The organism is Bacillus sp. PSXD-155 (assembly GCF_049310765.1).
GTDB classification, from domain to species: Bacteria; Bacillota; Bacilli; order Bacillales; family Bacillaceae_G; genus Bacillus_A; species Bacillus_A cereus.
This window is the reverse complement of the sequence record NZ_JBMOWC010000092.1, coordinates 1-10,816: the sequence shown is the minus strand read 5'-3', so window position 1 is coordinate 10,816 and position 10,816 is coordinate 1. Positions and strand designations below refer to the sequence as shown.

Genomic DNA, 10,816 nt, shown 5'->3' with positions numbered 1-10,816 from the left:
TGTACATAAATACAGCTCGTTACTATATGATATTTATTTCACTATCTCTTAAATATAATTTTTATATAAAACTTATTCATTTTTAATAAAGTTATTATTTTACATAATTAAATTGAATTTCTTCCATCTCCTCATGATAACTTACAAATAAATCATAGTTTTGAAAATACCAAAGATCATCAGAATCTACAAAAAATATAATACCTTCCTTCTCAACTGACACTATTTCCCCCTCTGGTTTCTCAGCAACAACCCCTAAAGAATATCCGGGCTGAATTGAACTATCCCCTCCGTACCTTACAGTAAAACGTACAGATTCACCGTGCTTTATACGTAATTCTTCCTGGAACCATTGCAGAGCTTTACGATCAATTGAAATTTTCATCTTTATTCCTCCAGTTTACGCAAACTCTTTTTTTCCTAATCGTTGTTTTACAAAGAAGACGAAAATAATTAAGGCTATTAATGCCGAAATTGCACTCCCTGAAAATAAAATACGATAACCAAACATTTGTGAAACAACTCCAAGTAAAATAGCACCTAACCCGATTCCTAAATCAAACGCTGTAAAAAATGAAGCATTTGCAACTCCTCTTTTACTCGGATCAACAATTGTAAGCATTGCCGCTTGCAAAGCTGGCTGCGCTGATCCAAATCCAATACCGTATAATGTTGCTGCGATAATTACACCTAACAAACCATTTGAAATAGTTAAAACAACTATAGCTAAAATAGTAATACATAATGCTGGGAGTATGATGAATACTTCTCCATACTTATCTAATAGTTTCCCTGAAATTGGTCTTACAATTGTTAATGCAATTGCATATACAAGAAAGAAAGTTCCCGGGTTTACATGAATTGATGATGCAAATAACGGTAAAAAGGTTGTTATTCCTCCATATGCAAACGATAAAAAGAATACTACAATCGTGATTGTTAATACGGATTTCTCAAATAGCTGAATTTTCCCTTTTTCTTTTTGTGGCGTAAATGGCATCTTCGTTATTAGTGATAATACGACTGCCATAAAAGATAACAACGTCGCTAATAAAAACAGACCATGAAATGAATAATTTTGCACAACCCATAATCCAATCATAGGTCCGATCGCCATTGCAATTGTCATCGCCATCCCGTACCAACCCATACCTTCACCGCGGCGTGAATCTGGAATAATATCCGTTATTGCTGTTCCAACAGCTGTTGTAGAAACAGCCCATGTTACTCCGTGAATAACACGTAAAACAGCTAAAAGGACAATAGTCGATGCTATATTATAGGAATACATCGTTAATCCAAAAAAGATGAGTCCGAAAATAATAAAGGATCTTCTACCATATTGATCTAACATTCCTCCAATAATCGGTCGTATTACAACAGCAGCTATTGTAAACATTCCCATCATGAGTCCAACTTGCGATTCATTGCCACCTATCTCTTTAATAAAGAGCGGGAGCGTTGGAACAAGTAAATAAAATCCTGTAAATAAAAATAACATTGCGAAAGTCATTTGAATAAATGATTTCGTCCATAATCGTTCCATAAAAATACCTCCATACACTCGTAAAATATTACGATTAACACCCTCATTGTACATTTTATTGATCTCTTTTCCCTCCGCAAATAGACGTATCTTTTCATATTAAATAGTCCACCATCAGCTTACATTAGTCTTAAGACTTTGTACGCATGTTTTAAACGAAAGTCCTATATATGTACCTTTATACGTGTGAAAAGAATATACTAATTTATTATCACAACTTAGGAGTGATTATTTTATGTGGGTATTATCATCAAGAGTAACTGTCGCGGTTCCTTCGATACCCGAAATACATGCCCCCGCCGTTCATACAGCAAGTTCCGATGTCGGCATTGAACTTCCAGCAATTTGGCAACAATACCAATCACCAGGTCAAGCTACCCCTTCATTTTGGCATCATGGTGCCCATCCAAGTAGCACTACCTTTTATCACCCTAGCTACGCTCCACCACCTCAGGCTCAAGTCTTTTATCATTTCCCATCAATTTATTTTCAAAATTTTTATGGCACGTTTAACATTTAATAGCCATCACTGTATTCCCCCTACATTGCAATAAAGATTAACCTCACTCCAGTTTCAACATAAAAAGTCGAATTTCCTAAATAAGAAATTCGACTTTTTAAATTATTCCCCCAACTAAAGTAACCATTAAAGAAAGATATTTATTAAAGATTTGAATATAATTTTTACTTATTTAATACTTTATATGATTCATCACAGTTAGTCACTTTGCGGGATAACCAACACATACCATCTTTTGCAAATAGACTTTCCTCTCTTTACGTTAATTCACTCTTTTTCTTCTATCCAGCCCTTAACATTACATTTTCTGTAGCAAAATAAAAAAAGCACTTAAGATTGTAAATTCCTACAAATCTTAAGTGCTCTTTTGAAAACTTTTCTATAAATTTTTCTTATTGTCCATTATTGGCAGGAACCTCTCCTGCATTTCCACCATTATTTGGTTGTACTGTTGCAGGTGGGGTTGGAGTTCCTTGACCTCCATTATTATTCGCTGGAGGTGTCGTTCCTTGGCCTCCTCCGTTATTTGCTGGAGGTGTCGTTCCTTGGCCTCCTCCGTTATTCGCTGGAGGTGTCGTTCCTTGACCTCCTCCGTTATTTGCTGGAGGTGTCGTTCCTTGGCCTCCTCCGTTATTCGCTGGAGGTGTCGTTCCTTGACCATTTCCGTTATTTTGTTCATTTTGTTTCTTTTCTTCTTCTTGTTTCTTTTGCTCTTCTAGTTTCTTTTGTTCTTCTTGCTTCTTAAGTTCCTCTTGTTTCTTTTGCTCTTCTTGTTTTTTCAGTTCTTCTTGTTTCTTTAATTCTTCTTGCTTTTTCTCTTCTTCAGTTTTTTGCTGTTGATCTTGTTTTGGTTGCTCCGTTGTATCCGGTACGCTAGTATTTGGCGATGAATCACGTTTTTCACCTTTTATACGTAGCTCACTACCTTCTTGAATAACGCTACTTGGCATTTTAAAGCGTGATTTATCTGTAGCCATTTCACTCATCATTTCTTTAAAGATCAACTGTGCAATTTTCGTATTTTTACTACTAATATACTCGTCTTTACCATCTTTCATATACCCTGTCCATACTGCCATCGTATATTGCGGTGTATATCCAGCAAACCAACTATCACGAGTTGCACTTTCTGGAATTTTATATTGAGCTAATTGTTTTGATGAGTAGTTTGTCGTACCCGTTTTACCAGCTACATCTAAAGATGCTATATTTGCAGATGTACCAGTACCTGATGTAACTACAGAACGAAGCATATCTGTAATCATATATGCTGTAGAATCTGTCATAACTTGTTTTGGTTTTTGTCCAAAACTTTGTGACTTACCATCTGGATAAACGACTTTCTTAACAAAATGCGGTTTCGTATATTTACCATCATTACCAAATGCCGCATAAGCGCCCGCTATTTCAGTTGGTGATACTTCATTTGTACCAATCGCTGTTGATTCAGTCGGTGCCGTATTAAATGTAATGCCTAATTTCTCAGAGAAGTCTTTTGATTTATTAATTCCAACTTCTTTCGCAGTCTTAATTGCTGGGATATTTCGTGACTTTTCTAATGCTACACGCATTGTAATAGGGCCCATATGACTTCTATCTGAATTTCGTACTTCTTGTCCCGTTGAATACTTAAATGGAGAGTCATCAATTTGATGGTACGTAGCCCATTTTAAATATTCAATTGCAGGAGCGTAGTCGAAAATCGGCTTCATCGTTGAACCAGCTGCACGATCTAATTCAATTGCCATATTATGCCCTTTAAATACAGCTTTATTTTCTCCACGGCCACTACCTATAGCACGAACTTCTCCTGTTTTCGTATCCATAAATGTAAATGCACCTTGGAATTTATCGTTCGGATAATCAATGATATTATTATTTAAAATATTATCAGCAAGTTTCTGCGCTTTCGGATCTAACGTTGTATAAATTTCTAAACCATCAGAACCAATATTAGCATCTGGCAATTCTTTTTCTACTTCTTTCACAACTGCATCCATAAATGCAGGGTATGGCATTGTTTGTAGTTGAGTTGCAGGCTTGAGTCCCTTTTCTACGTCAACTTTTGATGCTTCTTCCATTTCCTGTTTTGTTATATATCCATGTCGATTCATTAAGTTTAGAACAACATTTCTTCTTTCTGTTGCTTTTTGAACATTTTCTTTTTTCGTTGGATCATAGTTATTCGGTGCTTTCGGTAAACCTGCCAGCATCGCAACTTCTGGTAATGTTAAGTCCTTCAATTCTTTACCATAGTAGTTTTGTGCTGCTGTTGCGATCCCATATGAACGGTTTCCTAAGTTAATTTTATTTAAGTACATCTCTAATATTTCATGTTTTGAATACTGTTGTTCTAGCTTATAAGCTAAATATATTTCTTGTGCCTTACGCTTTGGTGTTTTGTCCATTGATAAGAAGTAGTTTTTAATAACTTGCTGTGTTATCGTACTTCCACCTTGAGAACCGTAATCTCCTTTAAGACTTACTAGAACAGCACGCGCAGTACCTTTAAAATCTACTCCGCTATGCTCATAAAAACGTGAATCTTCTGTCGCTAAAAATGCATTTTCTACTAATTTAGGTATTTGCTCATACGTAACATTCGTCCTTTTTTCTTTTCCATATTCATATACCAAATCCCCGTTTTTATCATAAATTTTTGAGGATAACGGATTAACAAGTTTTGCTTTCTCAAGTTTTGGTGCATCCTTAATCATTACGAAAAAGGTAGCAACCCCCGCCACTAAACCAACAATACCAAGTAATAAACAAGTAATTAAAAACTTGCGAAAGAATGATGTTTTACCTTTTGGTTTTTGTGTTTTAGAAGCTGGTTGTTTTTTCTTTTTAACTTGTCGTCGTTCCTCTCGAGAACGATAATTTTCTGACATGTTACTTTCTCCTGCCTTTCAATTCTCCCGTTGATTTACTTAAAAATATTGAGGTCACTTTCTAAAATGCATTTGATTAAGAAAGTATATTGACCTGGAGCATTCAATATTTTCCCAATTCACAGATTATAAATTTTAGAATACTTCTTATACAAACTATTTTCACTTCTATTTTTCCTAATAACGCTGCCCCTTTAAGCATAGAATGTAAAAAGTGAATTTTTAATACCTCGTATAAATAATATACCTTTTTTTCAAATGGTCAATATTTTCTTATTTATAAATCAAAGGTGAAATAAAAATAGCACAACGATATGTACTTCGTGTGAACTTCCTTATAATTACGTATAACAAACATTTAATATATTGCATATAAGTATAATACCTCTTAAATTATAAGGATTTCAACATCACAACCTCAACATATACAAGAAATTATTAAAAATGAAAAGTGAGGAGTTGCGTAATGATGAAGCTATCTCCCGTGATTTCAAAAAATATAGTTGCTGTTGGCTATAATCCTTTTTCTATGATTTTGCGAATCCAATTAAAGAACGGTATGTACGATTTCTTTAATGTACCAGAAAGTATTTATACTGGCCTATTACATGCACAATCTAAAAGTTATTATCATAAAACTTATATTAAAAATTCTTTCCGCCACACAAAAATTTAAACTTAACACCCACTAAAAAAAGGAGGTTAATCCTCCTTTCTTTTAAAAACATTTCACAGATGAATTATCTTCGATTCCTCTTATTAATTTCATCATATGCTTGAATTTGTTTTTTCAAACGCCGATCAGCTTTTTTATCATGCACTACAAGAATTGCATGTATAACTCCTGGAACCCAAAATATTAATGTTAATATGAAATTTATTATTGCCTGAATTGGTTTTCCACAAAATAGTACAGCAACAGGTGGAAGAAAAATTGCTAATAAATACATCATCCCTTGAAAACTCCTTATTTTGTATTTTATATATCCCTTTTCAAAACATACGTAAAGAAACCTTATGATGTTGTTGTTACATAAATTTTCATTAAGTATATATAACATCTCTTACTTTATATATTCTATCTATAGGCAAAAAAACCTACTACTATTTTAATCTTAACGTACCTATGAAATTCATGTATCTCCTTCTATTTATATAAGTATTTCAACCTTTTCATTGTTTTCTAGCCTATTTTCTTCCTCTATTGCAGTTACTCCAATTGCAGAAATTAACGTTCCTATCGCTTGTATCCAAATACCAATGAGTGCAATTATTCTCTCATCCTTCTTATCAAAAATACTATCTTCATTTTCTCTCTCATCTTTCAATACATTTGAAACACCTTGATACGCTTGTAATCCAGCACCTAAACTTTGCATGGAGTTACCTAATATAATAATTTTCTGTAGTACATTTATATCCATCAAAGCTGCTTCTACTCCTAAAAAAGCACCGATCGATTGTAAACTGTTCCCTGTAATAATAAGATAATCATTTTCTTTCGATTGTTCATTTATATTAAAATATGTTCCTATTACATTTGATATATTCCCTAATGCTAATAGCTCAATTCCTATTTGATCAAGTAATTTACTTTGATTCTCTAAGCCTATATTTTGATTTTCTCTTTTTTCTTCCCCATCATCATAATTGCTCGCAATGATTTGTAATATATACCCGAGGGCTTGTAATGAGCTTCCTACAATAACAAGATCCGATTCAACTTTCTCTTCTCCAATAAATCCTCTTGTCGTTCCAATAGCAGCTGTAAGGTTGCCCCCTACTTGAAACCATGCCCCTGTCACTTTTAAACCGCTTGGATTCATTTTTATCACCTATTTAAATATTTTCTAAACCTTACAAAACAAAGTGAAACTTTGATCAGTGGGGTTTTCTTCATCACCCACCTAACTTCTTTGCTTTCGCTGAATTTTGAGGTGGGGGTCTTACTGATTGGCAAATAGCGGGATAAATAAATTCCACCCTTAATCTTTCATTTTATTTTTCAGATGTAATTTTGTGAATGATGTAATGTGCTTTTTATATGCATGCTGGGCATGTCAACAAATCTCCATTTTTATCTATTGTTAGATTCAATATATATTGAGTTGCTTTATGTGACCAAGTTTCAGGTGTAGGCGATTCATTTATATATTGTGGCGCACATGACTTCAGCATTGGAGTACTAATACTCCCTCCAGGATCTAAAGCAACTACAGCCATGCCATGGGGTAATTCCAGGGCCATAGATTTAGTGATACCTTCAATAGCAAATTTCGAGGCACAATATGGCGCAAGCTCAGCCTCACCTGCTCTACCCCAACTAGAACTCATATTGATGATAATTCCTTCTTTCCTAGCTACCATTGCTGGAACAAACGCTCTTATTACATTTACTACACCATTCACGTTTACATTCATTACATTTTCAAATTCTTGAGCCGTAATTTTCCAAAGTTGTGCATTTTGATTTACAATCGATGCATTATTTATTATCATATCGGGAGCCGTATGTCTATTAAGTATATAATTTGCCCAGTTGTTAACTTGCTGAGAATCTGAAACATCAATTACTTGAAAATCATGTATTTTACTGTACTGTTTTTTTAGTTCCTCAATTTTATCTTTTGAACGTCCACAACCATATATGTTCCACCCTAATTCATGAAATCGATCAACCATCGCACGTCCTAACCCTTGTGTCACACCTGTAATAATTACAGATTTACCAATTTCTTTTCTCTGCATTTCTCTCATCCTCCTTCCCTATATCTTACTCTCTTCATTTTTATTCAGCCATTTACTATAGTATCAACTCATACTATAGTAATGGTTTTGATATTGCATACATAAATAAAAAAAGTAACCATCATGGTTACTTTTTGCTATATATCTAAAAATTCATTGTTTATTTCATTATCGTTTTTACATTTCAACTTCTCTTTTCCACATTTCTCACACTGGTAAATATAAACTACACCTAATGTACCTTTTTTAAAATCCTCATTATCCTGCATCTTAATAAAAATATATTTATGTTTACAATGCGATTCACCCAAATAATTTTCAAACCACTTTTTCAACAAAACACATTCCACCTTTATGATAGAACCTTTATTTAGCTGCCTTATTACATACTTTTATTTAAATATTCAATCTCATCTTGCAACTTTTTAAATTGCTCAAAATGCATGGTAATAGATTGGCTACTACCATAATCAACATTTTGTTTCACTAATATAACACCCGTATCATGAAAAAGCGCTTCAAGTTCTTTCCTAATAGACACTTTCGCAATATGAGCTGTTTTAATTGCAGATAAAATTGCAATTTCATTAAACTTTAATTTTATTTCATTTGGACAAAATGCGTCTTCAACTAATATAACTTCATTACTATAAATTAGTGCAACAAGATTACTTGATTTGGCATCTGTTAAATCAACTTTTTTCATAATATCTTTCATTACATTTTGCCTCCTTTATTTTCATATATATCAATTATACAAATTTTTTTTAAAAATTACTCAACTTTATTATATTAATTTTAACACACTTTTATTGAAATCCATGCTCCAAACGTTTTACTATTCCACAATTTTTATTATATGAACCATCTGGACTATAACTCCATATAGTAATGTTAACAACTTATTATAAAGCAGGTGAAAATTATGCCATCAGTTGTAGGAAATTTAGTCGTACAAAATAGTAATGGATCATTTAACTTAGGTGATTTCTACAACGTTTCTCCGAAAGAAAATACGAAAGCTTATAATGGTTCCGGCGCATCAAACGTTGGTTTTGTTGTTAATACTTTTAGCGGTGTTAGCGCGACCAATACATTTGATTCTGACCTTGCAGATCAAAACCAAGTGGGTACAGCCTAATCTTATGTTCAACTTTTTGTATAGAAAATTTTAATTTGTCTATACTATAATCAGGCTGTTTGACAGCTCTTATCGATTTTGGAGTACCCTATCTTTTTCTCCCTTTCCCTGGGGCTCAGCAGCTAGCACAAAGCTAGCTGCTTTTTCTTATATTATTTGTCTCATAAATCAGAAATAAAAGAAGCTGCCATTTAATATTCAGCTTCTTTTACGTTATTTCAATAATATCCATAGCGTTAAATACGTAAGTTTTATAAAAGGCGTCTGTACAAATTACAATTTGTTTTACCGGATTGATATGTACAACAGTCATGTAGCTTGTTAGTATGTAACCATCTTCAAAATATGTTACCAATATTTCTTTCTCAGACAGTAATGACGTCAATAATTTATCAGAAATTCTCTCTTTTACTTCATTTGTTAAAAGCGGTTTTTGTACTTTTAATTTCTCTCCAATAATCTTTCTCATATTTAAAAGTTGTTCGGACATTACTGTAAACGGAACCCACTCTCTTTCTTCTTTTTGTATCTTTACATCGTTCATTTTTTATCTCCTTGATCATTTATACATTTATTTAGCCATACTATCCCTTAGTTATTTTTAATACTCACTAAACTCGGATTTACTTCTAAACTATAATTAGGTTACCTCTCAAAAGAACATTCGTTCTTATTATACACGAACTTACGTTCTTTTGAGAAGAGCCATACTTATTATTTTTTAACAAAAAACATAATTTTATTTATCTCCATACTTTTTTCCTTTATCAAATAAACTTCTCATTTCTTATGTAAAATGCATATAACAACTAAAAGGCGACTTCACACAAAGTGAAATCGCCTTTTCTTAAAAAATATTTCAATGTTTATTTTTCTATCCTAACTAATGTTCTTTCTGGAATACATAATTCATCTATATTAAAATGATTTATTTTTAATTTCAATTCCCCTACTCGTTCCTTATCTTCATCACCAACCCAACAACTGAATAATTCGAAATAGTCTCCATCTTCCAAATAACCTTCCATAATCTTGCATAAAGTTAAAAGTTTTTCTTTCGCTTCTTTTTTTTCCTTTACGTTTTGCTACTCGACAAGTTCAATTCCCCAACTAGTTGAAACCTCATATATGTAATTTTTTTGGAATTGATACTCTTGTACAATTTCAAGCATACTTTCATCTGCAAAACATGGTCCAAAAACAATTACATCATTAGAATCGGGCTCCGTTAACGGAATTTCTACATTACAGCCTATGTAACTTGCTAAACTCATTTTATACTCCTCCAATATTCGTATAAAAAATACTTCATAGTATATTTATTTACTCAAATATAAAATCCCTGCCTAAACAAAAAAGTTTTAAATTTTTTTGTTTATTAACCATCTATAACTGAAAACATATACTATGATGAACGAACTCACAAAGCATAAGAAAAGAGAGCATTTACAACACTCTCTTTTCTTACATACTCTATGAAACTTTACAAAACTGAATCAGTGATTTTTATTATTATATTTCATTACATATACTTAGGTTGTACTATTATATGTAACTCTCTCTCTGTATCCGCTTTTTTCGGATGACGAAAATAATTAAAGTTCGTACTTTAACACTTTATACTCAACAATCCCGATTTTAATCCCTTTCGTTTCTTTTAATATAGCTAATAAATCACTTACATTTTCATCATATGACTCAAAAATTTTCGCGCCGCCCTCTCCTTGAAAGATTACTTTCATATATTCTCCCCACCTTAATTTATTGATGTGGTAAATGACGCGTTTAATACGATTCATTATTTATCCTAAAATTTTCACACCAAAAAGAACATCCTTTCCATTCGAATGCTCAGCTTTTTACTAATTATCCATATTAAATATTTATTCAAAAACATTATATGTATTATTTTTTAAATTATGTTCGATATCCATTATTAAAGAATAAATATATGTAACAAACTTGCATAA

At 32.6% G+C, this 10,816-nt stretch carries 14 protein-coding genes and 1 pseudogene; 3 read left to right on the top strand and 12 right to left on the bottom strand.

Annotated elements, in window-relative coordinates; all coding sequences use genetic code 11:
• Nucleotides 1-94: 94 nt before the first annotated feature.
• Together ACO6VI_RS32075 and ACO6VI_RS32070 are read right to left on the bottom strand one after the other, a co-directional pair.
• A complete protein-coding gene (locus tag ACO6VI_RS32075) occupies nucleotides 95-385 on the bottom strand; it encodes a HesB/YadR/YfhF family protein (protein ID WP_000703228.1) in 291 nt (96 codons plus the stop codon).
• Nucleotides 386-400: 15 nt separating this feature from the next.
• Complete coding sequence (locus tag ACO6VI_RS32070) at nucleotides 401-1,546, bottom strand: MFS transporter (RefSeq protein WP_014482022.1); 1,146 nt, start codon at nucleotides 1,544-1,546, stop codon at nucleotides 401-403.
• 235 nt (nucleotides 1,547-1,781) lie between these two features.
• On the opposite strand from ACO6VI_RS32070, the gene ACO6VI_RS32065 reads away from it, so the two are divergent.
• Nucleotides 1,782-2,066, top strand: a complete 285-nt coding sequence (locus tag ACO6VI_RS32065) for a hypothetical protein (RefSeq protein ID WP_063547175.1) — start codon at nucleotides 1,782-1,784, stop codon at nucleotides 2,064-2,066.
• Nucleotides 2,067-2,458: 392 nt separating this feature from the next.
• Here ACO6VI_RS32065 and ACO6VI_RS32060 read toward each other — a convergent pair whose 3' ends face one another.
• The gene (locus ACO6VI_RS32060) at nucleotides 2,459-4,957 is read right to left on the bottom strand and encodes a transglycosylase domain-containing protein (protein WP_001293956.1); all 2,499 of its coding nucleotides are present in this window, start codon (nucleotides 4,955-4,957) and stop codon (nucleotides 2,459-2,461) included.
• A gap of 466 nt (nucleotides 4,958-5,423) precedes the next feature.
• Between ACO6VI_RS32060 and ACO6VI_RS32055 the strand changes: the two genes are divergently transcribed.
• Nucleotides 5,424-5,633, top strand: coding sequence for a KTSC domain-containing protein (locus tag ACO6VI_RS32055; protein ID WP_000977080.1), 210 nt, complete (start codon nucleotides 5,424-5,426; stop codon nucleotides 5,631-5,633).
• Nucleotides 5,634-5,697: 64 nt separating this feature from the next.
• On the opposite strand, the gene ACO6VI_RS32050 is transcribed toward ACO6VI_RS32055, so the two are convergent.
• The 5 genes from ACO6VI_RS32050 to ACO6VI_RS32030 all read right to left on the bottom strand — a co-directional run bounded on the left by ACO6VI_RS32050 (nucleotide 5,698) and on the right by ACO6VI_RS32030 (nucleotide 8,423).
• Nucleotides 5,698-5,910 carry a YqaE/Pmp3 family membrane protein gene (locus ACO6VI_RS32050; protein ID WP_000990219.1) on the bottom strand — a complete coding sequence of 71 codons (213 nt, stop codon included), beginning with the start codon at nucleotides 5,908-5,910 and terminating at the stop codon, nucleotides 5,698-5,700.
• Between the two features lie 198 nt (nucleotides 5,911-6,108).
• Nucleotides 6,109-6,783 carry a DUF6944 family repetitive protein gene (locus tag ACO6VI_RS32045; protein WP_001069869.1) on the bottom strand — a complete coding sequence of 225 codons (675 nt, stop codon included), beginning with the start codon at nucleotides 6,781-6,783 and terminating at the stop codon, nucleotides 6,109-6,111.
• A gap of 214 nt (nucleotides 6,784-6,997) precedes the next feature.
• Nucleotides 6,998-7,705 carry an SDR family oxidoreductase gene (locus ACO6VI_RS32040; protein ID WP_063547174.1) on the bottom strand — a complete coding sequence of 236 codons (708 nt, stop codon included), beginning with the start codon at nucleotides 7,703-7,705 and terminating at the stop codon, nucleotides 6,998-7,000.
• A 137-nt stretch (nucleotides 7,706-7,842) separates the two neighbouring features.
• On the bottom strand, nucleotides 7,843-8,043 hold the full coding sequence (locus ACO6VI_RS32035) for a hypothetical protein (RefSeq protein ID WP_063547173.1): 201 nt from the start codon (nucleotides 8,041-8,043) through the stop codon (nucleotides 7,843-7,845).
• 44 nt (nucleotides 8,044-8,087) lie between these two features.
• Nucleotides 8,088-8,423 carry a hypothetical protein gene (locus ACO6VI_RS32030; protein ID WP_063547172.1) on the bottom strand — a complete coding sequence of 112 codons (336 nt, stop codon included), beginning with the start codon at nucleotides 8,421-8,423 and terminating at the stop codon, nucleotides 8,088-8,090.
• 207 nt (nucleotides 8,424-8,630) lie between these two features.
• Here ACO6VI_RS32030 and gerPF point away from each other — a divergent pair, with 207 nt between their 5' ends.
• Nucleotides 8,631-8,846, top strand: a complete 216-nt coding sequence (gene gerPF, locus ACO6VI_RS32025; RefSeq protein WP_001141569.1) for a spore germination protein GerPF — start codon at nucleotides 8,631-8,633, stop codon at nucleotides 8,844-8,846.
• 208 nt (nucleotides 8,847-9,054) lie between these two features.
• On the opposite strand, the gene ACO6VI_RS32020 is transcribed toward gerPF, so the two are convergent.
• The 4 genes and pseudogenes from ACO6VI_RS32020 to ACO6VI_RS32005 all read right to left on the bottom strand — a co-directional run bounded on the left by ACO6VI_RS32020 (nucleotide 9,055) and on the right by ACO6VI_RS32005 (nucleotide 10,588).
• Complete coding sequence (locus tag ACO6VI_RS32020) at nucleotides 9,055-9,390, bottom strand: YolD-like family protein (protein ID WP_088020938.1); 336 nt, start codon at nucleotides 9,388-9,390, stop codon at nucleotides 9,055-9,057.
• 322 nt (nucleotides 9,391-9,712) lie between these two features.
• Nucleotides 9,713-9,862, bottom strand: a complete 150-nt coding sequence (locus tag ACO6VI_RS32015) for a hypothetical protein (protein WP_015406475.1) — start codon at nucleotides 9,860-9,862, stop codon at nucleotides 9,713-9,715.
• 69 nt (nucleotides 9,863-9,931) lie between these two features.
• The gene (locus ACO6VI_RS32010; protein WP_063547170.1) at nucleotides 9,932-10,120 is read right to left on the bottom strand and encodes a hypothetical protein; all 189 of its coding nucleotides are present in this window, start codon (nucleotides 10,118-10,120) and stop codon (nucleotides 9,932-9,934) included.
• Nucleotides 10,121-10,368: 248 nt separating this feature from the next.
• Nucleotides 10,369-10,588 (bottom strand): annotated as a pseudogene (locus tag ACO6VI_RS32005) (hypothetical protein).
• Nucleotides 10,589-10,816 lie beyond the last annotated feature (228 nt).

Excerpts from the sequence above, each read along its gene's own strand:
- ACO6VI_RS32075 (WP_000703228.1), bottom strand. The coding sequence starts at position 385 with ATGAAAATTTCAATTGATCGTAAAGCTCTGCAATGGTTCCAGGAAGAA.
- ACO6VI_RS32070 (WP_014482022.1), bottom strand. The coding sequence starts at position 1,546 with ATGGAACGATTATGGACGAAATCATTTATTCAAATGACTTTCGCAATG.
- ACO6VI_RS32065 (WP_063547175.1), top strand. The coding sequence starts at position 1,782 with ATGTGGGTATTATCATCAAGAGTAACTGTCGCGGTTCCTTCGATACCC.
- ACO6VI_RS32060 (WP_001293956.1), bottom strand. The coding sequence starts at position 4,957 with ATGTCAGAAAATTATCGTTCTCGAGAGGAACGACGACAAGTTAAAAAG.
- ACO6VI_RS32055 (WP_000977080.1), top strand. The coding sequence starts at position 5,424 with ATGATGAAGCTATCTCCCGTGATTTCAAAAAATATAGTTGCTGTTGGC.
- ACO6VI_RS32050 (WP_000990219.1), bottom strand. The coding sequence starts at position 5,910 with ATGATGTATTTATTAGCAATTTTTCTTCCACCTGTTGCTGTACTATTT.
- ACO6VI_RS32045 (WP_001069869.1), bottom strand. The coding sequence starts at position 6,783 with ATGAATCCAAGCGGTTTAAAAGTGACAGGGGCATGGTTTCAAGTAGGG.
- ACO6VI_RS32040 (WP_063547174.1), bottom strand. The coding sequence starts at position 7,705 with ATGCAGAGAAAAGAAATTGGTAAATCTGTAATTATTACAGGTGTGACA.
- ACO6VI_RS32030 (WP_063547172.1), bottom strand. The coding sequence starts at position 8,423 with ATGAAAGATATTATGAAAAAAGTTGATTTAACAGATGCCAAATCAAGT.
- gerPF (WP_001141569.1), top strand. The coding sequence starts at position 8,631 with ATGCCATCAGTTGTAGGAAATTTAGTCGTACAAAATAGTAATGGATCA.
- ACO6VI_RS32020 (WP_088020938.1), bottom strand. The coding sequence starts at position 9,390 with ATGAACGATGTAAAGATACAAAAAGAAGAAAGAGAGTGGGTTCCGTTT.
- ACO6VI_RS32010 (WP_063547170.1), bottom strand. The coding sequence starts at position 10,120 with ATGAGTTTAGCAAGTTACATAGGCTGTAATGTAGAAATTCCGTTAACG.